Below are 24679 nucleotides of genomic sequence, written 5' to 3'. Positions count from 1 at the left end.
TTTATTACTTGGCGACAATCGGGCTAAGGCCGTGTTTTTTGGCAGAATCTGCCAGCCGCCCGTCTTTCTTAACGGTTTGCAGGAATTCATTGACCTTTACCAACCAGGCAGGTTCCCCTTTGGGGACGGCATAGGCATAAGGTGTCGGGGCCAATGCTTTTTTCGGCTCCATCAAATGTGCCCAGGTGGTGAGGGATGCCATGCGCCGACCATAGGGAAAATCAGTCATAAAGACATCGGCGCGTCCAGCTTCGACTTCCTGTTCACGGGCTTTGAAGCTATCTACAACGGAAAGTTCGGCCTTTTTCAGATAGTCCCGCATGACCGGTTCCATATAGGTTCCTTTTTGAACCACAACAATGTGACCGTCTTGATCAATATCTTCCCAATGTTTGATCGTCGGGTTGGATTTCATAGAAACCGCATAAATCCCGCTGATCAAGTGTGGTTCGGAAAAATCCATAAAGGGTTTGCGATCTTCACGCACGCCCACACCATGCATGGAAATATCACAGGCGTCATTGGTCATATTCTCTTTGATTTTACCAAAAGAGCTATCGACAAATTTAAGGTTTACCTTCAGATACTTGGCAAATTCATGCGCCATATCAATGTCGATACCTTCCAGTTCCCCCGTTCTGGGATTGCGATAGGAAATGGCAAAGTATCCCGGCCAGATACAAACGCGCAGTTCATTGTTTTTTTGAATTTTTTCCAGTCGGTCTGCGGCATAAGAGTTTGCAGGCATTGTAAGAAGTGTAAATAAAATCACACTCACAATTATACGCAACATTTTCGTAATTCCCCCTCGAAATTAGCTGGTCATTAGTAATTCAGGGTTTAATGTGAAGCAAGTTGTAACTTTTATAATTACTGATATCGTGGTGTTTCTTTAAATATTTGTATATAGAATAAATACAAAAATATATTTTCGGGAAAGTGGGTCTCTTGGCATCGAAGAAGTATCGTATATTTAAAAGACACCGTCCGCCTTTTCTGCGCTATACGATTATTTCGTTTGGGGTATTGGGGCTGGTGATTTCGATGCTTTGGATCAGTTTTCAGGCTTCGATTGCCGAACGCGACAACCTCAGTAAGCTTTATGCACGTATGATCGAAAGCAGTATCACGCGCATGGTTGAAGCGGTTGAAAATAACCTGTTCGGAATTTTACAGGATTTGGAACTGGAAGAAGGTGACATTGATTTCGCCATTTATGAGCGGCGCATTGATAACCTAATTCGATTTGCGCCTCATATCCGGCAGATTATTCTTCTGCGCGGGGATGATGTTCTGTTTAACAGCAATATGCGCAGCCCTGCCAAGATTGATCTTGCACGTTTAAATTTTCCTGAGGAATTGTCGAATGCATTGTCATTGGGCATACAAATCGGTGATACCGTTCATGGACGTTTTTTACCGGAAGTCGGTGATGTCACGTCGAAATCCTCACCGCGCAAGCTGATCCCGTTACTCTTAAGTCTCAAAAACAATCCGCCGGAGGCGACCTATCGGGTTTTGGTGGGGATGAATGCACATTATCTGGATCGTCTGTTTAAGACAACCGATCTGGGGGACCGTGATAGCTATGCTTTATTGCGTGCCGATGGGACCATCCTTTTATCCAGAGGGCGCGAAAGTACGAGTCTGCATGTCATTCAAAAAGCGATTTCCAGCTTCAAAGAAGGGCGTGATGAAAGTCATCTGAAAGAACAAGACGGCGGGTTTGAAAAAAGTAAAACGACAATCCGTTTTTCCAGCAAATACCCCTTGGGCATTGTGGTCAGTGTCGATCATGGGGCAACATTTAGCAATTGGCTGGATGAAAACAAAATTCTGATTTTGGCCCTTTTTCTTGCCACGCTGGGTGTCTTGTTTATTGCGTTCTGGCTTTATATGGATTTGCAGCGTTCGAAAATTTTACGCAAAGAAATTCGCCTGTTGTCGTCGGCTGTCCAGCAATCTCCGGTATCTTTTTTAATTACGGATAAACAAGGCGTCATTCATTATGCCAACCCGGCGTTTGAGAAACTTTACGGCTATTCAAGGGCCGAGTATATCGGTCAGCACCCTTCAATTATCAAAAGTGGATTAGCATCAGAAGAGGTTTATAAAAACTTATGGGACAGCATCAACCGGGGCGAGACATGGCAAGGAGAGTTTATCAATAAAACCAAGCAAGGCCGGTTGATCCCGACATCGAGCGCGATTTCACCTGTCATTGATGACGATGGTAATTTTGATTATCTGGTCGGTGCGCTGATGGATATTTCTGTGCAAAAAGCCTTGCAGGAAAAAGCCTTGGCCGCGTCTCGTGAAGCACAGTTGGCAAGCGAAGCCAAGTCGCATTTTCTGGCAACGATGAGCCACGAATTACGTACCCCCATGACCGGGATCAACGGGATTATCGAACTTTTGCAATCAAATCAATGTAACCCGCAACAAGTTTCTGACCTTTTGGATGATCTGGGCAGTTCCTCCAACGCCTTGATGATGTTGTTGAATGATATTCTTGATTTGTCGAAAATCGAGGCCGGAAAGCTACAAATTGAACTTTTACCCTGTAATCCCGGTGCCATTATTGAAAATGTGCTGCATTTGTTTCGGGAAACAGCGCAAGCCAAAGGCATGGAACTGGTTTCAAATGCCCAAGAATATAGCGATATCTGGGTGAAAACAGATGGTTTGCGATTGCGCCAAATTGTATCCAATCTGGTGAGCAATGCGGTTAAGTTTACGGAAATAGGCCATGTGCGGGTGAACCTGCGCATCACTCCCTTGGTGGCGGGCAAGGTTTCTCTGAAAATTGTGGTGGAAGATACGGGTATCGGCATGACTCCGCAACAAGTGGATACCGTGTTTCAACCCTTTACGCAGGCGGATGCATCGACAACGCGCAAGTATGGTGGAACGGGGCTTGGGTTGACGATTACACAACAGTTATGTCAACTCCTTGGTGGTCGTTTAACAATCAAGAGTGCGCTGAATTCAGGTTCGACCTTCGCCGTAGATATACCCGTTGATCAGGTGCATGCCCCTCATGGGGATGCATCTCGGGATGTGGATATAGGCTCGCTTCAAATGTTGTTGGCCGAAGACAATAGGGTTAATCAAAAAGTTGTTTCGACCCTTCTGCGACAAAAAGGGCATACGGTTGATATTGTTTCAAATGGTCAGGAAGCCGTCGAGATTGCGCAGCAAAAGAAGTTTGATATCATTCTCATGGACATGCAAATGCCGGTGATGGATGGCGTTGAGGCCATTTCACATATCCGAAAGGAACAGGGCCTTAATTATACAACGGCCATTTTTGCATTTACGGCCGATGCGTTCCCCGAACATCGGGGCAAATATTTGGAAGCCGGTGCAAATGACGTGGTGACCAAGCCCTTGAACTGGGTGCAGTTACACGAAAAACTCACGGAAGTCTTTCGGGCACGTGTGAAATGAATTAAATAAAAAACGGCGCTGTTTTCAGCGCCCAGATTATTGACAAAGCCCCTAAACTGTCATCCCCGACCCTGATCGGGGATCCATGTTTATCGCATGAGTAATGTTTAACTCATTGATTTTAAATGGATCCCGTATCAAGTGCGATGAATTATTTTGCACCCGTTGGAATTGGGCCGAGGATCATAATCATCTGGCGGCCTTCCATCTTCGGCTGATGTTCGACTTTTGCGATTTCTGTCGTGTCGGCTTTCACGCGGTTGAGAACTTCCATCCCCAATTCCTGGTGAGCCATTTCACGTCCACGATAGCGCAAGGTAATCTTTACCTTATCGCCACTTTCCAGGAATTTGACGACATTGCGCATCTTGACTTCATAGTCGTGTTGATCAATGCCGGGTCGCATTTTGATCTCTTTGACCTGAACGACTTTCTGTTTTTTCTTGGCTTCAGCTTTTCGTTTCTGAGCTTCATATTTGTATTTCCCTGAATCCAGGATTTTACAAACAGGCGGCTCGGCATTGGGCGACACTTCGATCAGGTCGATGCCTGCCTTTTGTGCGCGTTTCAGTGCCTCATCAATTGAGACAACGCCAACCATTTCACCATTCTCATCTACGAGCCGAACTTGCGGAGCGCGGATTTCTTTATTGACGCGAGGACCATCTTGGGCCAGTTGCGCCTTCATCGGACGACGAGCTATTGAAATTCTCCTATATCTTGCTACGCCAAAAAAACGAAGAAGGGCCGCCCTATTTACCGGTCGGGCGGGCCGCTTCGCTCACTAGTTTATCTACCGCTTCGTCAAGTGCAAGAATTTCTTGCGTTTTTCCACCCAAACGGCGCATGGCAACGCTGCGATTTTCGACTTCTTTGCCACCGACGACCAGAATAACTGGCACTTTTGCATGGGAATGTTCGCGGATTTTATAGTTGATACTTTCATTACGGAAGTCCGTTTCACAAGACAAACCGTGCTGTTTAAGCGTATCGCACACGTCCTGAGCATAATCGTTATGATCACTTGTGATGGAGGCAACGACAACTTGCTGCGGTGCCAGCCATAACGGGAAGCGTCCGGCGAAGTTTTCGATCAAAATGCCGATAAAACGCTCGAAGGATCCGAGAATCGCACGGTGTAACATCACGGGGCGGTGTTTTTGTCCGTCTTCACCGATGTAATCCGCATCCAGTCGTTCCGGTAAAACGAAATCAACCTGCAGGGTACCGCATTGCCAATCCCGACCAATGGCATCGCGCAGAACGAATTCCAGTTTCGGACCGTAGAACGCGCCTTCACCCGGGTTCAATGTCCATTCCAGACCGGCCGCTTCGGTTGCTTCTTTCAAAGCATTTTCGGCCTTGTCCCATGTTTCGTCGGAACCGGCCCGTACGTCTGGTCGGTCAGAAAATTTAACTTTGACCTCTTCAAAACCGAAATCTTTATAAACGGATTTGAGAAGGTCACAGAAAATCTTGGTTTCAGAAATAATCTGATCCGGGCTACAGAAAATATGCGCATCATCCTGTGTAAAGGAACGCACGCGCATCAAGCCGTGCAAGGCACCAGATGGTTCGTTACGGAAGCAAGAACCGAATTCCGCCATACGTAACGGCAGGTCACGGTAGGATTTCAAACCTTGGTTAAAGATCTGGACGTGACAGGGACAGTTCATCGGTTTGATGGCGAGAACTTTGTCTTCAGCCCCGGTGATGAACATATTTTCACGGAATTTTTCCCAGTGACCGGAATCTTCCCATAGTTTACGGTCCACCATTTGCGGTGTGTTGACTTCAACGTAGCCTGCGTTTTCCAGACGATCACGCATGTAGCCCTGAACGGTGCGATAGATTTTCCAGCCGTGCGGGTGCCAAAAGACGGAACCGACAGCCTCTTCCTGAAAATGGAACAGGCCCATTTCCTTACCGAGTTTACGGTGGTCACGTTTTTCGGCTTCTTCCAGCATATGCAAGTATTGGCGCAGGGCTTTTTTATCTGTCCAGGCTGTCCCGTAGATACGTTGCAACATCTCGTTATTGGAATCGCCACGCCAATAGGCGCCCGCCACTTTCATCAGTTTGAACGCCTTGCCCAGTTTGCCGGTTGACGGCAGGTGCGGGCCGCGACATACATCGAACCAGTCGCCTTGACGATAGACGGTGACATCTTCGCCTTCTGGGATGCTTTCGATAATCTCGGCCTTATAATGTTCGCCCATTTCTTTGAACTTGGCGATGAGTTCGTTGCGTTCCCAGACTTCGCGCTCGATGGGGAGATCGCGGTCCACGATGTCTTCCATACGCTTTTCGATCTTTTCCAGATCGTCCGGGCTGAACGGTTTGTCGGTTGCAAAGTCGTAGTAATAGCCGTTTTCAATCGCCGGGCCGATGGTGACCTGAACATTGTCGAACAGTTCCTGTACGGCCTGTGCCATGACGTGAGCGGCATCGTGGCGCAAAAGTTCCAGTGCGTCTTCGTCTTTGGCCGTGACAATGGACATCTCGCAATCTTGCGTGATCGTCAAAGACAGGTCTTTCATTTCGCCATTGATGCGCACAGCCAAGGCAGCCTTGGCCAAGCCCGCACCAATGTCGGCAGCCACTTGGGCGCCGGTGACAGAACCGTCGAATTCACGTTTAGAGCCATCGGGCAAAGTAATCGCGACCATTGATCTCGCACTCACTCTTTAAAATAAGAAATTAACATCAAGAGGGGCAAATTAGCGAGATTGTGCGGTGTGTCAAGGTAAACCGTACCTTGCGGATAATAAGCTAATGCCCTGCACCTTATTTGCACAGAAGAAAGGGCAGGGCATTTTTATCTAGCTGAGCAACAACTTGTCATCGTCGATTTCTTCGCCGCGTACTTTTTCAAACATATGCAGCAGGTCTTCGACTTTCATATTTTTGCGTTGATCGCCTTCCACATCCAGAACAACGCGGCCTTCGTGCAACATGACGGTTCGTTGACCGTGATCAAGAGCTTGTCGCATGGAATGGGTGACCATCATGGTCGTCAGTTGGCCTTCGTTGACCAGTTTTTCGGTCAGTTCAAGCACGAAAGCGGCTGTTTTGGGGTCAAGGGCAGCGGTATGTTCATCCAGCAAAAGGATTTTCATCGGATTCAATGTCGCCATGACAAGGCTAACGGCTTGACGTTGCCCACCGGACAGCAGGCCCATTTTGTCTTCAAGACGATTTTCAAGGCCAAGACCAAGGACGGAGATTTTTTCGCGGAATAATTCACGACGTTCTGCGGTGACCGCGTGGGAAAAACCACGCTTTTGACCGCGCCCGGAAGCCAAAGCGAGATTTTCTTCGATGGTCAGGCTTTCACATGTTCCGGCCATCGGGTCCTGAAAAACGCGGGCGACCAGACCGGAACGCTGTGCCGTTGACCAGTTGGTAACATCCTGTTCATCGATTTTAACCGAGCCTGCGTCCGCTTTAATCTCACCCGCTAACACATTCAGGAAAGTGGATTTCCCCGCCCCGTTTGATCCGATCACGGTGACAAACTGGCTTTCGGGGATTTGCAGGTTCATGCCGCGCAGGGCTTTGTTTTCAATGGCGCTACCCGGATTGAAGACGACTTGAATGTCTTTTGCTTCGATCATTGGCCGGCTCCTTTCACGGATTTACGTTTTGCCCATTTTTGGCGTGCGCCGGGTAATGTCATGGCGAGAACCACGAGAACGGCGGTGACGAGTTTCAGGTCTTGGGCTTGCAAACCGATAAAGTCGGCGTTCAGGGCAACGGCAACAACAACGCGATACAGGATTGATCCGATCACGCAGCCGATTGTTGCTAAAATGATGGTGCGCGTCGAAAAGGTTGCTTCGCCCAGAATAACGGCGGCCAGCCCGACGACAATCACACCGACACCCATTGTAATATCAGCCCCGCCTTGAATTTGGGCAAACAAGGCACCGGCCAAGGCAACCATTGCGTTGCTCAGTGCAATACCGACCAGTTTCATTTTACCGGTATTGATGCCTTGTGCGGCTGCCATACGTCCATTGACACCTGTGGCCCGCATACCAAGCCCGGTTTCCGAAGACAGGAATAAATTTAACAAAATCAGCAAGACAACGATAACGGCGAATAAAACAATGGGGGTGACCCAATAATAAGGCAGGTCGATCAGTTTTTCGAACGGGGTAAAGACGGTTTCTTCCCCCAGCAAGGCCTGGTTGGGTTTGCCCATGATGCGCAAATTCACCGAATAAAGCGCGATCATGGTCAGTATACTGGCAAGAAGGTGCAAAATGCCGAGTCTTACGTTCAACCATGCCGTGACCAGTCCGGCCAATGCCCCGGCAATAATCGCCCCCAGAAGGGACAGAAAAGGATTGACGCCCGCAACGATCAGGGTTGCACTTGTGGCTGCCCCCATAGGCAGACTGCCGTCAACCGTCAAATCGGGAAAATCAAGAACGCGGAAACTAATAAATACCCCAAGCGCGACAATACCGAACAGGAGGCCGGTTTCTATTGCACCGAGAAAGGCGATTAAACTCATACCAGAACCTTACATCTATATAGTATGATCCGCCGCCCTCAAGGATGAAGGCAGCGGATCAATCAGAACAGGTCGTGAAATCAAGAAAGATTATTCAACGACTTTTGCGGCCTTTTTAACCATTTGTTCGTCGAAAGTCAGCCCCATTTGTTTGGCTGTCCCCAGATTGATGTGCAAATTGGTTTTATCCACGCCTTGAACATCGATATCACCAGCTTTTTTGCCTTTCAGAACATCCAGAACGATCTGGCCTGTTTGACGCCCGATGTCGTAATAGTCAAAACCAAGGGCGGCTGCCGCGCCGCGCTCAACCGAACCCGTATCGCCAGCAAAGACCGGGATTTGGGCATCGATACCAACTTTGACAACGGATTCAAATGCGCTGACGATGGTGTTGTCGGTTGTGACATAGATCGCATCGACTTTACCGACGAGGCTGCGAACGGCCATCAAAACGTCACCACTGGAGGGGGCAGAGGCCGTGACAACATTGATGCCTTTGCTTTCGGCAATTTTTTTGAAGTTTTCGACCAGAACAACGGCGTTGGTTTCACCCGGATTGTAGGGAACACCAATGGTTTTTGCGTTCGGCAGAGCATCTGTGATGAGTTGCAGGTGTTTTTCCAGCGGTAACATATCGCTGACCCCGGTGACAGAACCGCCGGACGCTTTCCATGATTTAACGAGTTTGGCGGCAACCGGGTCGGTTACGGCAGAAAAGACAATAGGGATCGTGCCGCGCGCAGAAGCTACAGCAGCTTGTGCAGACGGGGTGGCGATAGCAACGATCACGTCAGGGTTTTCGCCAACGAATTTTTTGGCGATTTGCCCGGCAATGCCGACATCGCCTTGTGCACTTTGGAATTCCCAGTTCAGGTTCTCACCCACTTTATAGCCATTTTCACCCAAAACGTCTTTGACGCCTTTGCGCACAGCGTCCAAGGCGGGGTGTTCGACGATTGCAGTGATTTTAACGGTTTTGCTGTCGGCTTGGGCAACAGCGGGGAAAAGAGCGCTGACACCGATGTAAGCGGCAGTTGCAAAAGCGCCGAGAATTTTTTTGTTGAACATAGCAGTCCCTGCTTTTCAGTTTGAAACGAAGTGGATGGTTAGGGTGAACCCCTAGTATTCTGCCCTAAAAGGCCAGAGTTGGTACTAAGTTAATTTAATCATGCCACATTACAATTTTTATTTTCTCTGTTGAGTGAAAATTTACAGTTTGTGCGGGTTTTAAGGGGGGAATAAGCGTGTGTACACCTCAAAACCTGACCGAACAGTCGAAGTTATGACGAATCCGGCGATTTGATATCCCCGCAAAAGATATTTTGAGAATTGATCTGCAAAAAAAAGGCAGGGCAGCAAAATAACTAAATTATATTTCTGTAATGTAAATTGTGCATCTGCGAGGGTGCATTGCAAGAAAACTCAACCGTTTCAGGTGAGTTTCTCTTTCTTTTAAGTTTTTATATTTTGATAAAAATCGGTAAGACCAGCAGAAACCTGCGATAAAATGCAGAAATCGGTATTTTGATACTGGATTATTAGATTAAATCGGTATATGGCAAGGGGGCAGATTTAATGACCCAATTTCATATTGGGCGGGGAGAAAAAAATGTCTGAACATATTTATGAGCGGATCAAGAAAGATCCGCGATTTAGTGACTTGCAAAAACGTCGGGGACGTTTTGCTCTTATTTTGTCTATCCTTGTTTTGACCGTTTATTACGGTTTTATCATGGTTGTTGCCTTTGCCCCTGAAAAGCTGGCGACACCGTTGGCGGAAGGCATGACGACAAGCATTGGCATACCGATCGGGGCAGCGATTATTATTTTGGCATGGTTGAGCACAGGGATTTATGTGCGCCGTGCCAACAGCGAGTTTGACAGCCTCAACAAACAGATTGTGGAGGATGCAAGCAAATGAGTTTGAACCGTATTTTGACCATATCCGGTCTTTTTGCCCTTATGTTGCTTGCTGGCGACCCGGCATGGGCCGCTGGTGCGATTGAAGGCGAAGTTACGAAACAGCCGGTCAATCTTTCTGCGATTTCCATGTTCGTGATTTTCGTTTGTATTACCTTGGGGATTACATACTGGGCGGCACGCCGTACAAAATCGGCAAAAGATTTCTATACTGCTGGTGGCGGGATCACGGGGTTCCAGAACGGTCTTGCGATTGCAGGGGACTATATGTCTGCGGCAACTTTGCTGGGTCTATCTGGTCTGGTGTTTGCCAAAGGCTATGACGGTTTTGTTTATTCCATCGGTTTTTTGGTCGGTTGGCCGATCATCCTGTTTATGATGGCGGAACGTTTGCGTAATCTTGGCAAATTTACGTTTGCTGATATCTGTTCTTTCCGTTTGCAACAAACACCGATCCGTTCTTTGGCGGCTTCCGGTGCGTTGTCGGTTGTTGTTTTGTACCTTATCGCGCAGATGGTGGGTGCCGGTAAACTGATCCAATTGCTGTTTGGTCTGGACTATGCTTATGCCGTTGTTCTCGTCGGTATTATGATGATGGTCTATGTGACGTTTGGTGGCATGATTGCAACCACATGGGTGCAGATCATCAAGGCCTGCCTGTTGCTGTTCGGTGGTACGTTCATGGTTGTGATGGCCATGTCCCAGTTCGGCTTTAATTTCGAAGCACTGGCAACCAAGGCAACAGAAGTTCACAAATCCGGTATTTCCTTGATGGCACCGGGCGGTTTGTTGGCGGATCCTGTTTCTGCGATTTCATTGGGCTTGGCCCTGATGTTCGGGACAGCCGGTTTGCCGCATATCCTGATGCGTTTCTTTACGGTAACGGACGCGAAAGAAGCCCGTAAATCTGTGTTCTACGCAACCGGGTTTATCGGTTATTTCTTCATGGTTGTTTGTACGATGGGCCTGTGTGCGATTGTTATCGTTGGCACGGATTCTAGCTTCTATGATGCAGCCGGTAAATTGCTGGGTGGTGGCAATATGGCGGCGATGCACCTTGCACAAGCGGTTGGCGGTGACTTGTTCTTCGGCTTTATTTCAGCTGTTGCCTTCGCAACAATCCTTGCGGTTGTGTCCGGTCTGGCTTTGGCTGGGGCGTCTGCGATTTCACACGATCTGTATGCTTCTGTCTTCAAAAAGGGTAAAGCAACAGAACAACAGGAAATCCGCGTTTCTCGTATTGCAACCATCTGTCTTGGTCTATTGGCCATCGTTTTGGGGATTGCGTTTGAGAAACAGAACATTGCCTTCATGGTTGGTTTGGCCTTCGGTATTGCCGGTTCTGCCAACTTCCCGGTTCTGATCCTGTCTATGTACTGGAAAGGTTTGACCACGCGCGGTGCGTTCATCGGTGGCTTTATCGGCCTGTTGACAGCATTGATCTTGGTGATCCTGTCCCCGACCATCTGGGTGAGCATCTTCGGTTTTGAAGAAGCAATTTTCCCGTACAATCACCCGGCTCTGTTCTCTATGACAACGGCATTCCTTGCGATCTATGTTTTCTCGAAACTGGATAATTCTGAACAAGCCCGTAAAGAAGCAGACCTGTTTGACTCACAATCTGTTCGTTCACAAACAGGTGTGGGTGCAGAAGGTGCCTCTGCCCACTAAAATGGGTACAATAGATCGAAAGGGATGCGACCCATGTCTTTCGATCTCTAGACTTGTCAAACTTGAAGTCCTGAAAGGGGAGGGAAATTTCAGCCCTTCCTTTTCGGGATTTTTCTTGTGAAAGCGATCACACGATGACCGAGTTTTTTAATTTTGATTTTCCGCCTTTCAACCTGTTGACCCCGTCTGAACGCGATAAGTTCAGCGAGGCGCTGGATATCGGCTACTTTCAGGAAGGCGAGGTTCTGATTGAACCGAACAAGGATATCCAGTCCCTTTTCATTTTAATTAAAGGCATTGTCCATGAAACACAGGACGGGGAAACCCTGAATGTGCATGGCGAACATGATGTGTTTGGTGCCCGTTGGCTGATTGAGGGAAAACGTTCCAGTACCTTTACGGTGGTGGAAGAGGCCTTGATCTATTTGCTGCCCGCTGCCCTGTTTGAAGATATTTTGAAACAGAATGAAGATTTTCATAGTTTCTTTTTTAAATCCATCCGTGACAAAGTGAACATGACCCCGGCGCGGGCCTCCAGTTACACAGCCAGCCCCTTGTTGGCAACACCTGTGCAAAAAGTTGTCCCGCACCCTTTATCAATTGCAGCCAGTGCACCGATGTCGGATGCGGCGCGTTTGATGCGTGATCATGCGACGACATCTATTTTGGTGACGGATCGCCAAAACGAGGTATGCGGGCTGATTACATCCTCAAAACTGCGTGACAGTGCTTTGATTGACGGCATACCGGCCCAAACCCCTGTTGGGGATGTTTGTCTAATTGATTTAATCGGGGTAAACCAGCAAGACCCCATGAGCCATGCCATGATTACAATGGTGAAGCATAAGATTAACCGGGTTGTTGTGCGGGATGGCGACCATATTACGGGGGTGTTGGAACTGACCGATTTGCTCAGTTTCTTGTCCAACCATTCCTATTTGTTGTTTTTGCAGGTGGAACGCGCACAAAATCTGTCAGAATTAAAAGATGTGGTCAGTGGGATTAACGATCTGGTTTGCTTGCTGCATGATAGCGGAACCAGTATTGCGATTATTACGCGTTTGGTGTCCGAGGTAAATCAGCGTGTCTTTACCAAGTTGACGCACTTCATTGCCCCAAAGGGGATGATGGAAAATACGTGCCTGATTATTATGGGCAGTGAAGGGCGGCGCGAGCAGGTTTTGCGTACCGATCAGGATAATGCGCTGATTATTCGCGATGGATATGATGTGGACACTGTGCGTGCCTTTGGTCAAAAGTTTTCAGAAGTGTTGGACAGTTTTGGCTTTCCACCTTGTCCCGGTCATATGATGGTGTCCAACCCGGACTGGTGCATGAGCCTGAGTGAGTATAAGCGCAAAATTTTCCAATGGATCAATCAACCGGATGAAAACAGCATGATTGGCTTGTCGGCCTTTGTCGATGCGGTATCTGCCTGTGGGGATAAGAATTTATTGCGCGAGGCCAAAGAATATTTTCATCAGGTTCTCAGCGACCATGATGGATTTTATGCCATGTTTGCCGCCCCGATTGTGTCGTTTGATACACCATTGGGCATGTTTCACCGTTTGAAAGTCGAAAAGGGCGAGCATGAAGGCGAGATGGATTTGAAAAAAGGTGGAATTTTCACCATCGTTCACGGTGCGCGCGTTTTGGCGATCAAGCATAAAATCCATACCACCAACACCTTGCGTCGCATTTCGGCCTTGGCAGAAGCAGGTGTCCTTGATAAGCGGTTTGGCGAAGACTTAATTGATGCCTTTGAATTTTTGCGGGGACTAAAATTAAAAGCCTCGTTCAATGCGGATGGGGAATTTAAAGGGGCGACTAATTTTGTGCGGATCAAGAGTTTGCACAAGCTGGAAAAAGACCTTCTCAAAGATTCCTTGCAGTTGGTGAAAGAATTTAAAAACGTGGTCAGTCATCATTTCAATCTGGGACATTTTTAATCATGTGGCAGAGGTTAAAACGGGCATGGATGAAAAAGCGGTTGCAAGACCCGTCTTATGGTTTCCTTTTTGAAGAAGAGCCGGAAAATGAATATGTCTGCTTTGATCTGGAGACCACCAATCTGGATCCGCGCATGGCACAAATTTTATCAATCGGGGCGGTGCGTATCCGCGATCACCGTGTGCTGAGTAGCCAAAAATTTTATCTGGAAGTCCGCGCCGAAGGTAATTTTGATGAAGAGGCGATCAAGGTGCATCGTATTCGTAAAACCGATGCAAAAAAAGGCCATTGCGTACAGGATGCGGTTAAGCAATTGGTGGAATTTATCGGTTCTCGTCCTATTGTTGGTTATTACCTGGAATTTGATGTTGCGGTGGTCAATCGATATTTGAAGGATATGATCGGCATTGGCCTACCTAATCGTCAAATTGAAGTTTCCGCCCAATATTATGATTGGCAAACGCGCGGGGATATCGACCGCTATGTTGATTTGAGTTTCGAAAATATTCGAAAGACACTCGATCTTCCCGCGTTACCAGCGCATAACGCGGTTCATGATGCCTTGATGACGGCCCTGTGTTTCGTGAAACTCAAACACCAAACCATGTCGGCCTGGCGCAGAGGTCACGAAAAACAGTTGAATTGAGGTATCGCCTAATTTTTAAGCGCGGCGATAAAATCATGGCTGGAACTTGAAATGCTTTCGCTTAACCCTTTGATGGATTGCACTTGTGTGCTGGCATTTTGTGCCAAGTTCAGCAGGTCTGCCGATGCGTTGCCCATTCCTGCAATGTCCTGTCCGATATGGGCAAAGGTGCCTTGGGCATCTGTTAGATTTTGGCGAATGGTTTTGGTGGCTTGATGTTGTTGATCGACAACGTTGCTCAGATTTCCCGTACAGTTTTCCAGCATATCCATAGACTGACGAACGGTCTGCATGCAGGTGATACTGGAATCGGCAATTGTGCGAATTTCACTGAGCTGGGTGGAGATGTCCTGTGAAGATTTTTCCGATTGTTGAGCCAGAGACTTAATTTCACCGGCGACAATGGCAAAACCTTTACCGGCAATCCCAGCCCGTGCCGCCTCGATGGAGGCATTGAGACCGAGCATGCGCACTTGGGACGATATTTCAGAAACGTTCTGGGCAATACTTTCAATTTGGGCGCTGAGTGTGCCCAACTGGCGTAATTCCTGTAAGGTTGTCATGACGTTTTTTGCCAGCTCTTCAACCGTTGAGTTGACGGTCGTGCTGGACTGCAACGTTTGACCTTCAATATGGACGAGGTCTTCCATTGCCTGTTGCAAGGTTTCCATATTACCGGCAATGGAATTGCTGCCGCGTGTCACCTGATCGCTTTGACGGTTGGTTAAGTTGGCTTGCTGCTGAACACCGCTGGCCACATTTTCCAGTTCATGGGAACCTTCGGCCAGTTTTTGGATGGATGTTTGCACATTGGATTGAAACTGTTTGATCAATTGTTCCTGATGATCAAGATGGGTTGCCCGTTCATAAAGACGTGCCAGTTGTGAGCTGACATATTGCATGATCTCCAAGGCTGTTGGGTCAAGCAGTCCGGTCTGACGACTGTAAAATTCAGCAACGGCGACACATTTTTGATTAACCAGAATGGGAAAACCAAAAAAGCCACGCACGCCGTTACGCGCTGCCGCCTCGGCTCTGAGAAACTGTGTCAGGACGGTAACGTCTTCGATGGCTTTGGCTTCTTTTTCCTGTGCGATCAGGCCAATAAGGCCTTTGCCCGTTTCAAAGATACTTTCTTCGCTGATGGTGACGAATTCATCAATGGCGTTTTTGTCAAACCCGTTTTCTAAAAACCAAATGCCGTTGGAAATATAAGTCTCCGGTTTTTCTGTTGTATTGATATAAAGATGGGCAATCGGCCATTGGGTGTATGTACAGACTTCGGCAAAGATTTTCCGGGTTGCTGTTTTAAAATCGTCATGGCGATCAACAATCGCGGACACACGGTTTAGAAAGCTCAAGGCCTCGGTTAAGCCTGTGTTCTGGCTTTGGATTTTATTCTTGGGCTGAAAAGCTACAATCTTGGCCAACATGGGAAACTCCTCAATAAAATGGGTGAGGACCCTACCGTGTGAGCGGTCTGGCGATCGGGCCTTTGATTTCTATCAAGCACTTTCCATGCCACTTGGAAAAGTTATAGAAAGCAATGAATTAGAAATACCTCTCTCTTTGTTTGCCTAAAAAATGTGCGTATGCCGCCTGATATTGTGCAGCGCAATATGCGCAGTTAAGGCAAAAGTACTGAAAAACCTCATCCTTTAGTTCCGGCATGGCTTTTGCTTAAGAATACTCAATAAGTTTAAATTTTTGAAAGTGCTCAGCCGTGGACGCTGAACTTAAAATATTAGTCATTGACGAAAATGAAACACGCGCCGCCATATTGCTTGAAGGATTGTGTGCCAGTGGTCTGACATGTGTGGAATGGCTGAAGGATACGCGTGGTTTGTCTGAGCGTATTTTTAGGCTTGATCCCGATGTGATTTTAATTGATCTGGAAGATCCGAACCGCGATGTGCTGGAACAGATGTTTCAGGTCAGCCGGGAAGTGCGCCGCCCGATTGCCATGTTTGTCGATAGTTCGGACAGTCAGTCCATATCGCAGGCGGTCGATGCCGGGGTCAGCGCCTATATTGTTGACGGTTTAAAAAGTGAACGGGTGCGCTCTATTGTTGAAATGACGGTGAGCCGGTTTAACGCATTCTCTAAACTTCATAAAGAATTGGCAGAGGCCAAAAACGCCCTTCAGGATCGTAAGGTTTTGGAACGGGCCAAAGGAATACTTATGACACAGCGCGGCATTGGGGAGGGGGAAGCCTATGCGTTGTTGCGTAAGACAGCTATGAACAAAGGTCAGAAAATCAGTGATATCGCCAGCAGTATTGTGACCGCATCAGAGATCTTGGGGTAGTTATGAAATCAAAACTGCAAAATGTGAATATCGGATTTGTCCCGCTTGTGGATTGCGCGGTCTTGGCGGTTGCCCGTGAAAAGGGAATTGCACAGGCACACGGTCTGGACCTGTCTTTGTCAAAAGAAGTTTCGTGGGCAAATATTCGCGATAAGGTGTTTTTAGGATATCTGGATGGCGCGCATATGTTGGCCCCGATGGCCTTGGCGGGTAATTTGTCCTTGATGCCTAATAGTTGCGATATTGTTGCGCCCTTTGTTTTGGGGCGCAATGGTAATGCGATTACTGTGTCACATGATTTATATGATGCCATGAGTGCTCATACACAGGGGTTACTGGAAAGCTGGGACTTGTCTGTCACCGGAGCTGCGTTGAAGGCTGTGATTGAGGCACGCAAAAATGCAGGGCAACCTGTGCTGCGCTTCGGGATGGTCTTTCCGTTTTCCTGTCATAACTATCATTTGCGTTATTGGCTGGCGGCCTGTGGGATTGACCCGGATGTTGATGTTCATTTGCAGGTTGTCCCCCCGCCGTTTATGGATCAATACCTTGAACAAGGGCGCCTTGATGGTTTTTGTGTGGGGGAACCGTGGAATTCTTTGGCGGTTGCACAGGATATTGGGGTGATTATCGCCTCGACATCACAAATTTGGCCGCAAAGCCCCGAAAAACTATTGGGCGTTCGTAAAAACTGGTGTGAGGCAAACCCCAAAGCCTTAAAAGCTTTGTTGTGTGCAATGAAGGAAGCGGCTGATTGGGCCGGGAATGCGGAAAACTTCGATGAATTGGCGCATATTTTATCAGACCATCAATATTTGGATGTCCCGAAAGAGATTATCCTTAAAGCATTGAGCGGGGATTTATCCCTTAAGAAGGGGGAGCCGTCGCGCCATGTTGATGGTTTTATGTCTTTACATGGGGATAGCTGTCCCCATTTAAGCGCAGCCTTTTGGTTGACGCGACAAATGGAACGCTGGGGGCAAATTCAGTCGGACATGATTGTGGAAACCGCCCTGAAAGATGCCTTCTCAACGCAAACTTATCTGGATTGTATTGGTGGGGAATTTTCCGACATCAATGAAGCTGCCCTTTTTGATATTGCATAAAAAATAAACAAATAAAAATAATGATTAAAAATTATGCATAATATTTTTGAACTGCTCTAATATTTTGCATTGCACAAGGTTAAAAAGAAGCCGTACTGAATAAAATGCCGCATCGCACAATATGTAACTATATGATTTTATTGGTGTTTGTTGTGGGTGAGTAAAAGTTGGCACGAACCTTGTAAGGTAAGAAGCAGATGTCCGGCAAAGACGCCGGATCCTATATCGTCCTTTAGGACAATCAGCAACGCCGCTGACAATCGCATCCCCCATCGTCCTCCCCGGGTGCGCTTTGTGAGCGGCGTTTTTGTTTTTTTAGATCGGTTCTGGCGATCCGGTTTGAAAAAACAAGGCAAACTTTTAAGGAGAGCAAGCCGATATGAAAACGTTTAAGTCATTCAAATCCGTTCTGGCAGGTGCTGTTGTCGCCCTGAGTGCCATGAGCGGTTCTGCCTTGGCGGAGATGCTGGATCTGGAGAAAGAGGAACTGAAATTCGGTTTCATCAAATTGACAGATATGGCCCCGCTGGCCATTGCTTATGAAAAAGGTTTTTTCGAAGATGAAGGCCTTTATGTCACGCTGGAACCCCAAGCAAACTGGAAAGTTCTGCTGGACCGCGTGATTGATGGCGAACTGGATGGTGCGCATATGCTGGCCGGGCAACCGTTGGGGGCAACGATTGGATTTGGTACACAGGCCCATATTATTACGGCTTTTTCGATGGACTTGAATGGAAACGGGATTACGGTTTCCAATGACGTTTGGGCGGAGATGAAAAAACATATCCCGACAGACGCAGACGGTAAGCCCGTGCACCCGATCAAGGCTGATTATCTGAAACCGGTTGTGGAAAAATTTAAGGCAGAAGGCAAACCCTTCAACATGGGGATGGTCTTCCCTGTCTCTACCCATAACTATGAACTGCGGTATTGGCTGGCCGCCGGTGGCATTCATCCCGGGTTTTATTCCAAAACCGATATTTCCGGTCAAATTCAGGGTGATGCGTTGTTGTCTGTAACACCGCCGCCGCAAATGCCTGCGACGTTGGAAGCCGGGACGATCTCTGGGTATTGTGTGGGCGAACCGTGGAACCAGCAAGCCGTGTTTAAAGGAATCGGTGTGCCGGTTGTGACCGATTACGAAATTTGGAAAAACAACCCGGAAAAAGTGTTCGGTGTATCGAATGAATGGGCTGAAAAATATCCAAATACACATACTGCCGTTGTTAAAGCCTTGATCCGTGCAGCAAAATGGTTGGATGAAAATAACAACGCCAACCGCCCGGAAGCTGTGAAAATTTTGGCGAAATCCGCATATGTCGGGGCGGACGTTGAAGTGATTGCAAACTCCATGACCGGGACGTTTGAATATGAAAAAGGCGATAAGCGCGATGTGCCGGACTTCAACGTCTTTTATCGTTATTTCGCGACGTACCCCTATTATTCCGATGCGATTTGGTATCTGACACAAATGCGCCGTTGGGGCCAAATCCCCGAAGGCAAAACAGACGAGTGGTTCTTTGAAACCGCGAAGAAAGTCTATCGCCCGGATATCTACCTGAAAGCTGCGAAAATGCTGGTCGATGAAGGTCAGGTCGCGAAGGAGGATTTCCCGTGGGATACAGATGGTTTCCGTGATCCGCAAACGCACTTTATCGACAATGTGAGCTATGACGGCCACCAACCGAACGCTTATCTCGAAAAATTCGGTATTGGCTTGAAGGGCGCACAAGTCATCAAAGGCACGGAAGTCGCTGCCAAATAACAAGTTTGCCCTCGGCGAGGGGGTGTCAAATCATCTCGTTGATCTTGATACCCCTAAGCCACCCAAAAACAAGACCTCTTTCATTTTTAACTTTTGAATCCATTTATTTTTTACAGGTGCCATATGTCCGAAACTTCTGTTCAAACTGCTGATGTCGGCTTTCTGGGACGAATTGTTCCCGGTGCGACGTCTTCCTCGGATGCGATGAAAAAAATCTGGCAAAATGTCGGTATTCCGCTTCTTTCCATCCTTATTTTCCTGTTTGCCTGGCAGCAGGCATCAACCTCAATCGAAACCAGTCTGGGCAATATTCCCGGCCCTGTACAGGTTGCGGAAGAAACGGTCTTGTTATGGCAGGATCATGTGGAGATGCGTGAAAAGGCAGATAAATTCTATGAACGCCAAGAAAAACGCAACGCCGCCAAACTGAAAAAGAACCCGGATGCGGACGTCAAAATCCGTCAGTTCACCGGCAAGCCGACTTATATCGATCAGATCCTTACCAGCTTGAAAACGGTGTTTATGGGGTTTGTGTTGGCAACGTTGGTGGCGGTTCCCCTTGGGATCGCGTGCGGCTTATCAAAAGCGATGAACGCGGCCTTTAACCCGCTGATCCAGATTTTTAAACCGGTTTCACCACTGGCATGGTTGCCGATTGTAACGATGGTGGTTTCTGCCCTTTATGTCAGTGATGATCCCATGTTTGATAAATCCTTCCTGACATCTGCGATTACGGTGACGCTGTGTTCCTTGTGGCCGACGTTGATCAATACCACGCTTGGGGTTGCTTCGATTGACAAGGATTTATTGAACGTCTCACGCGTTTTGCGACTGGATGCGAGAACCACGATTTTCAAGATGATTTTACCGTCTTCCCTGCCGTTGATCTTTACAGGCTTACGTCTGTCACTCGGTGTGGGGTGGATGGTTCTGATTGCCGCAGAAATGCTGGCGCAGAACCCGGGACTTGGCAAGTTTGTCTGGGATGAATTCCAGAACGGCAGCTCCCATTCTCTTGCACGCATTATGGTGGCGGTTTTCACCATCGGGATCATCGGTTTCGCCCTTGATCGTGTCATGTACACGCTGCAAGACCTCTTCACATTCAGTGACAAACGCTAACCCAAACGCAAAAAGGATTACCCCCATGTCATTCTTAGAGCTAAAAAATGTAAATAAGGGCTATGGCAAAGGTGCGGAACGCACCGAAGTCCTGAACAACATCAATCTTTCGATTAAAGAAGGTGAGTTTGTTGCCATCGTCGGATTTTCCGGTTCCGGTAAAACCACATTGATTTCGGCAATCGCCGGACTGATCGAACCGGACAGTGGCGAAATTACCCTGAACGGCAAGAAAATCGAAGGTGCAGGCCCGGACCGTGGACTGGTTTTTCAAAGCTATTCCCTTTTCCCGTGGATGTCTGTTTTTTCCAATGTGATGCTGGCGGTTGACAGTGTTTTCAAAAAAGCCAGCCGCAAGGAAAAAGAAGAACGCGTTCACCGTTATGTGGAAATGGTCGGTCTGGGCCATGCTAAGGATCGTAAACCGGCAGAATTGTCCGGTGGGATGCGTCAACGGGTAGCTGTTGCGCGTGCCTTGGCCATGAGCCCGCAAATCCTGTTGCTGGATGAACCGCTGTCTGCGCTTGATGCATTAACACGGGCGAACCTGCAGGACGAGATCGAACGGATTTGGGAACAGGAAAAGAAAACCGTTATTTTAATCACCAATGATGTGGATGAGGCGATTTTGCTGGCCGACCGTATCATTCCGTTGACACCGGGGCCGAACGCGACCTTTGGACCGGATTTTGTGGTGGATCTGGATCGTCCGCGTGATCGTACGGCCATGAACCATGATGAAAAATTCAAGAAGCTGCGCAAAGACGTCACTCAGTATCTGATCGATGTGGGGATTGAAAAGAATGCTGAAACCGGCGAATTTGCGCCGCTGCCCTCCGTCAGCCCGATTATGCCGGGATCACGGATGCCGAAAAAGGCGAAAGAGGCAGCGCAAGCCCGCAGTGGCGATACCCATCGTTTTGTTGATTTCTCCCATGTTCACAAGGTCTATCCCACTCCTAAAGGCCCGTTGACAGTGGTTGATGATTTTAATCTGCAGCTCAAGAAAGGGGAATTTATCTCGGTTATCGGGCATTCCGGGTGTGGCAAGTCCACAGTTTTGACAATGGCTGCCGGATTGAACGAGATTTCCAAAGGCGGGATCATTCTGGATGGACGCGAAGTTGATGGGGCAGGCCCGGACCGGGGCGTGGTTTTTCAGGCCCCCAGCCTGTTTCCGTGGCTAACGGCGCGTGACAATGTGATGATCGGTGTCGAACGGGTATATCCCCATGCCAATCAACAGGAACGCAACGATATCGTTGAATATTACCTGCAACGTGTCGGTTTGGCCGACAGCATGGACAAGGCGGCTTCTGAAATGTCCAACGGGATGCGTCAACGTGTCGGAATTGCCCGCGCCTTTGCCTTGTCCCCTAAATTCCTGCTGCTGGATGAACCGTTCGGCATGCTGGATAGTCTGACGCGCTGGGAATTGCAGGAAGTCCTGATGGATGTCTGGAAACGCACACAAGTCACCGCCATGTGTGTCACCCACGATGTTGATGAAGCTATTTTATTGGCAGACCGCGTCATTATGATGACGAACGGGCCACATGCAACAGTGGGTAAGATCATGGAAGTGGATCTGCCGCGCCCACGCACCCGCAAACAATTGTTGGAACATCCGCGCTATTACGAACTGCGCGAAGAACTTCTCTCATTCCTTGCTGAATATGAACATGGCGATCCGGAACCGCAAACCGATGATAAAGACGTTTGTGAAGCTGACGATCAAGAAGCCGCGTGAAAGGAACAAAACTTATGAAAAAGCTGGTTGTTATTGGTAATGGTATGGCGGGCATGCGCTGTGTGGAAGAAATTCTCAAACGCAACGCCGATCAATTTGAAATCACTGTTTTTGGCGCAGAGCCTTACGGAAACTATAACCGCATCATGTTGTCGCCGGTTTTGTCCGGGGAAAAGACTTTTGATGAAATCGTGATTAATTCACCTGAATGGTACGCTGAAAATAAAATCACATTGCACACCGATGCCGAGGTCACGGAAATTGACCGAGCGGCAAAGGTTGTGAAATCTGCAAATGGCATTGAAGCGGCTTATGACAAATTGTTAATCGCCACCGGGTCTGAACCTTTTATCATTCCGGTACCGGGTAAAGATTTGGACGGGGTGATTTCGTTTCGTGACATGAATGATGTAAATGTCATGGAAGAAGCGATTTCACAGTATAAAAACGCCGTTGTTATCGGTGGCGGGCTGTTGGGACTGGAAGCGGCTTATGGTCTGCAACGTCGCGGTATGAAAGCAACCGTCATTCACCTGATGGATACCTTGATGGAACGTCAGTTGGATGAAGCCGCCGGTTTCCTGTTGAAGCAGGAATTAGAAGGGCGCGGTATTGATGTTTTAACCGGGGCAAATACCAAAGAAATCATTGGTGAAAATGGCCGGGTTAAAAAAGTCTGCTTGGCGGACGGGCGTGAAATTGCAGCTGACCTTGTGGTGATGGCTGTGGGGATCCGCCCCAATGTCAGCCTTGGGCAATCAGCAGGATTGGAGGTCGAGCGCGGCATTCTGGTGAATGATCAATTGGTAACGTCTGATGCGGATATTTACAGTATCGGGGAATGTGTACAACACCGTGGGGATTGTTACGGTCTGGTTGCCCCGCTCTATGAAATGGGTAAGGTGCTGGCGGATCATATTACCGGAACGGACAACGCTTATCAGGGGTCTGTGACATCGACCAAGTTGAAAGTCAGTGGCGTTGATGTTTTTTCTGCCGGTGATTTTTCAGGTGGTGAGGCCTGTGAAGATATTGTCCTGCGAGATGCGGCCCGTGGTATCTACAAACGCGTGGTCTTAAAAGACAATAAAGTTCAAGGGGCCGTTCTTTATGGCGACACCACCGATGGCGCATGGTATTTCCAGATGTTAAAGGATGGTCAAGATATCAGCGATATCCGCGATCTGTTGATCTTCGGTCAGGCGTTTGCGTCTGGGGGAGGAGCGACAGCGGACCCTCTTGAAGCCGTTGCAGCTTTGGCGATGGACGCCGAAATTTGTGGCTGTAACGGCGTATGCAAGGGCGATATCGTGACGGCGGTAAATGAAAAAGGCCTGACAACTTTGGATGAAGTCAAGGCCCATACCAAGGCATCGGCTTCTTGCGGGACATGTTCCGGTCTGGTGGAAAACCTGCTGAAGGTGACATTAGGCGATAGTTATCAGGCACAAACCGTTAAACCCATGTGCGGTTGCACCGAACATACCCATGATGAAGTCCGCGCTGCGATTGTGGAACAAGGGCTGAAATCTATCCCAGAAGCCTATCAGGCCTTGGAATGGAAAACACCGGACGGATGTTCATCATGTCGTCCGGCGATGAATTATTACCTGTTGTGCGCATGGCCCGGTGAATATGTCGATGATACCCAATCGCGATATATTAATGAACGCGCACATGCCAACATTCAAAAAGACGGAACCTATTCTGTTGTGCCGCGCATGTGGGGTGGTTTAACCAACCCGAAAGAATTACGCGCCATTGCCGATGTCGCGGAAAAATTTGATGTGAAAACGCTCAAAGTGACTGGCGGTCAACGTATTGATCTGTTCGGGATCAAGAAAGAAGATCTGCCGGCGGTTTGGGCGGACCTGAACGCAGCAGGGATGGTGTCAGGTCATGCTTATGGCAAATCGTTGCGCACGGTGAAGACCTGTGTGGGTAAGGAATGGTGCCGTTTTGGAACACAAATGTCGATGGACCTTGGTGTGCAGTTGGAAAAACTCAGCTGGGGGTCCTACATGCCGCATAAATTCAAAATGGCGGTTTCTGGCTGTCCGCGAAATTGTGCAGAAGCCACCATCAAGGATTTCGGCGTGATTTGTGTGGATAGTGGGTATGAACTGCATATCGCAGGTAATGGCGGCATCCATGTCCGCGCAACGGATTTGTTGTGCAAAGTTGCATCGGAACAAGAGGTTCTGGAATATTGCGGTGCCTTTGTTCAGCTTTATCGCGAAGAAGCCCGTTATCTGGAACGCACAGCCCCTTGGGTTGAACGTGTCGGTCTGGATTACATCAAGCAAATTGTTGTTGAAGATGAAGCCAAGCGTAAAGAGTTGAACGCACGCTTTATCTATTCACAAAAATTCTGGCAGGACGACCCGTGGGCCAAAGCGGTCAACGAAGAAGCGGCTGCGCGTGAATTTAAACCATTATCCGCTGTTGCGGCTGAGTAAAGGGAGA

At 48.2% G+C, this 24679-nt stretch carries 18 protein-coding genes; 11 read left to right on the top strand and 7 right to left on the bottom strand.

From position 1 onward, the window contains the following. Positions 1-4: 4 nt before the first annotated feature. Positions 5-793 (bottom strand): substrate-binding periplasmic protein, encoded by a 789-nt coding sequence (locus tag IEW74_RS07680; RefSeq protein ID WP_188663466.1) that lies wholly within the window; start codon positions 791-793, stop codon positions 5-7. Positions 794-948: 155 nt separating this feature from the next. On the opposite strand from IEW74_RS07680, the gene IEW74_RS07675 reads away from it, so the two are divergent. Next, positions 949-3450, top strand: a complete 2502-nt coding sequence (locus IEW74_RS07675) for an ATP-binding protein (protein ID WP_188663464.1) — start codon at positions 949-951, stop codon at positions 3448-3450. 151 nt (positions 3451-3601) lie between these two features. Here IEW74_RS07675 and infC read toward each other — a convergent pair whose 3' ends face one another. From infC to IEW74_RS07650, 5 genes are all read right to left on the bottom strand, one after another. After that, complete coding sequence (infC, locus tag IEW74_RS07670; protein ID WP_188663462.1) at positions 3602-4138, bottom strand: translation initiation factor IF-3; 537 nt, start codon at positions 4136-4138, stop codon at positions 3602-3604. Positions 4139-4202: 64 nt separating this feature from the next. Continuing rightward, on the bottom strand, positions 4203-6119 hold the full coding sequence (thrS, locus tag IEW74_RS07665; RefSeq protein ID WP_188663460.1) for a threonine--tRNA ligase: 1917 nt from the start codon (positions 6117-6119) through the stop codon (positions 4203-4205). A gap of 153 nt (positions 6120-6272) precedes the next feature. Further along, positions 6273-7067, bottom strand: a complete 795-nt coding sequence (locus IEW74_RS07660; RefSeq protein ID WP_188663458.1) for an ABC transporter ATP-binding protein — start codon at positions 7065-7067, stop codon at positions 6273-6275. After that, entirely contained in the window at positions 7064-7972 is a 909-nt protein-coding gene (locus IEW74_RS07655) for an ABC transporter permease (protein ID WP_188663456.1), read from the bottom strand. Before IEW74_RS07655 ends, IEW74_RS07660 begins: the two co-directional genes overlap by 4 nt. A gap of 90 nt (positions 7973-8062) precedes the next feature. Then, positions 8063-9043, bottom strand: a complete 981-nt coding sequence (locus IEW74_RS07650) for an ABC transporter substrate-binding protein (RefSeq protein ID WP_188663454.1) — start codon at positions 9041-9043, stop codon at positions 8063-8065. Between the two features lie 541 nt (positions 9044-9584). Here IEW74_RS07650 and IEW74_RS07645 point away from each other — a divergent pair. From IEW74_RS07645 to IEW74_RS07630, 4 genes are all read left to right on the top strand, one after another. Continuing rightward, a complete protein-coding gene (locus tag IEW74_RS07645) occupies positions 9585-9896 on the top strand; it encodes a DUF485 domain-containing protein (RefSeq protein WP_188663451.1) in 312 nt (103 codons plus the stop codon). Then, positions 9893-11566, top strand: a complete 1674-nt coding sequence (locus IEW74_RS07640) for a cation acetate symporter (protein WP_188663449.1) — start codon at positions 9893-9895, stop codon at positions 11564-11566. Before IEW74_RS07645 ends, IEW74_RS07640 begins: the two co-directional genes overlap by 4 nt. A gap of 134 nt (positions 11567-11700) precedes the next feature. Beyond that, complete coding sequence (locus IEW74_RS07635) at positions 11701-13515, top strand: putative nucleotidyltransferase substrate binding domain-containing protein (RefSeq protein ID WP_188663447.1); 1815 nt, start codon at positions 11701-11703, stop codon at positions 13513-13515. Between the two features lie 2 nt (positions 13516-13517). Then, positions 13518-14162, top strand: a complete 645-nt coding sequence (locus IEW74_RS07630) for a 3'-5' exonuclease (RefSeq protein ID WP_188663439.1) — start codon at positions 13518-13520, stop codon at positions 14160-14162. An 8-nt stretch (positions 14163-14170) separates the two neighbouring features. Here the strand turns inward: IEW74_RS07630 and IEW74_RS07625 are convergent, their stop codons facing one another. Further along, positions 14171-15595 (bottom strand): methyl-accepting chemotaxis protein, encoded by a 1425-nt coding sequence (locus tag IEW74_RS07625; RefSeq protein ID WP_188663437.1) that lies wholly within the window; start codon positions 15593-15595, stop codon positions 14171-14173. Positions 15596-15885: 290 nt separating this feature from the next. Between IEW74_RS07625 and IEW74_RS07620 the strand changes: the two genes are divergently transcribed. From IEW74_RS07620 to nirB, 6 genes are all read left to right on the top strand, one after another. Next, a complete protein-coding gene (locus IEW74_RS07620) occupies positions 15886-16470 on the top strand; it encodes an ANTAR domain-containing response regulator (protein ID WP_188663427.1) in 585 nt (194 codons plus the stop codon). 2 nt (positions 16471-16472) lie between these two features. Next, complete coding sequence (locus tag IEW74_RS07615) at positions 16473-17576, top strand: CmpA/NrtA family ABC transporter substrate-binding protein (protein WP_188663425.1); 1104 nt, start codon at positions 16473-16475, stop codon at positions 17574-17576. A 379-nt stretch (positions 17577-17955) separates the two neighbouring features. Beyond that, the gene (locus tag IEW74_RS07610; RefSeq protein ID WP_188663423.1) at positions 17956-19341 is read left to right on the top strand and encodes a CmpA/NrtA family ABC transporter substrate-binding protein; all 1386 of its coding nucleotides are present in this window, start codon (positions 17956-17958) and stop codon (positions 19339-19341) included. Positions 19342-19464: 123 nt separating this feature from the next. Continuing rightward, the gene (locus IEW74_RS07605; RefSeq protein WP_188663421.1) at positions 19465-20463 is read left to right on the top strand and encodes an ABC transporter permease; all 999 of its coding nucleotides are present in this window, start codon (positions 19465-19467) and stop codon (positions 20461-20463) included. Between the two features lie 25 nt (positions 20464-20488). Further along, positions 20489-22213, top strand: a complete 1725-nt coding sequence (locus IEW74_RS07600) for an ABC transporter ATP-binding protein (protein WP_188663419.1) — start codon at positions 20489-20491, stop codon at positions 22211-22213. Positions 22214-22227: 14 nt separating this feature from the next. Continuing rightward, positions 22228-24672, top strand: coding sequence for a nitrite reductase large subunit NirB (gene nirB / locus IEW74_RS07595; RefSeq protein WP_188663410.1), 2445 nt, complete (start codon positions 22228-22230; stop codon positions 24670-24672). The last annotated feature ends 7 nt before the right edge of the window (positions 24673-24679 follow it).

Origin of the sequence: Terasakiella brassicae, from assembly GCF_014641495.1 — a bacterium.
GTDB classification, from domain to species: Bacteria; Pseudomonadota; Alphaproteobacteria; order Rhodospirillales; family Terasakiellaceae; genus Terasakiella; species Terasakiella brassicae.
This window is presented reverse-complemented; position numbering and strand designations above follow the sequence as displayed.

Excerpts from the sequence above, each read along its gene's own strand:
- IEW74_RS07680 (WP_188663466.1), bottom strand. The coding sequence starts at position 793 with ATGTTGCGTATAATTGTGAGTGTGATTTTATTTACACTTCTTACAATG.
- infC (WP_188663462.1), bottom strand. The coding sequence starts at position 4,138 with ATGAAGGCGCAACTGGCCCAAGATGGTCCTCGCGTCAATAAAGAAATC.
- thrS (WP_188663460.1), bottom strand. The coding sequence starts at position 6,119 with ATGGTCGCGATTACTTTGCCCGATGGCTCTAAACGTGAATTCGACGGT.
- IEW74_RS07660 (WP_188663458.1), bottom strand. The coding sequence starts at position 7,067 with ATGATCGAAGCAAAAGACATTCAAGTCGTCTTCAATCCGGGTAGCGCC.
- IEW74_RS07655 (WP_188663456.1), bottom strand. The coding sequence starts at position 7,972 with ATGAGTTTAATCGCCTTTCTCGGTGCAATAGAAACCGGCCTCCTGTTC.
- IEW74_RS07650 (WP_188663454.1), bottom strand. The coding sequence starts at position 9,043 with ATGTTCAACAAAAAAATTCTCGGCGCTTTTGCAACTGCCGCTTACATC.
- IEW74_RS07645 (WP_188663451.1), top strand. The coding sequence starts at position 9,585 with ATGTCTGAACATATTTATGAGCGGATCAAGAAAGATCCGCGATTTAGT.
- IEW74_RS07640 (WP_188663449.1), top strand. The coding sequence starts at position 9,893 with ATGAGTTTGAACCGTATTTTGACCATATCCGGTCTTTTTGCCCTTATG.
- IEW74_RS07635 (WP_188663447.1), top strand. The coding sequence starts at position 11,701 with ATGACCGAGTTTTTTAATTTTGATTTTCCGCCTTTCAACCTGTTGACC.
- IEW74_RS07630 (WP_188663439.1), top strand. The coding sequence starts at position 13,518 with ATGTGGCAGAGGTTAAAACGGGCATGGATGAAAAAGCGGTTGCAAGAC.
- IEW74_RS07625 (WP_188663437.1), bottom strand. The coding sequence starts at position 15,595 with ATGTTGGCCAAGATTGTAGCTTTTCAGCCCAAGAATAAAATCCAAAGC.
- IEW74_RS07615 (WP_188663425.1), top strand. The coding sequence starts at position 16,473 with ATGAAATCAAAACTGCAAAATGTGAATATCGGATTTGTCCCGCTTGTG.
- IEW74_RS07610 (WP_188663423.1), top strand. The coding sequence starts at position 17,956 with ATGAAAACGTTTAAGTCATTCAAATCCGTTCTGGCAGGTGCTGTTGTC.
- IEW74_RS07605 (WP_188663421.1), top strand. The coding sequence starts at position 19,465 with ATGTCCGAAACTTCTGTTCAAACTGCTGATGTCGGCTTTCTGGGACGA.
- IEW74_RS07600 (WP_188663419.1), top strand. The coding sequence starts at position 20,489 with ATGTCATTCTTAGAGCTAAAAAATGTAAATAAGGGCTATGGCAAAGGT.
- nirB (WP_188663410.1), top strand. The coding sequence starts at position 22,228 with ATGAAAAAGCTGGTTGTTATTGGTAATGGTATGGCGGGCATGCGCTGT.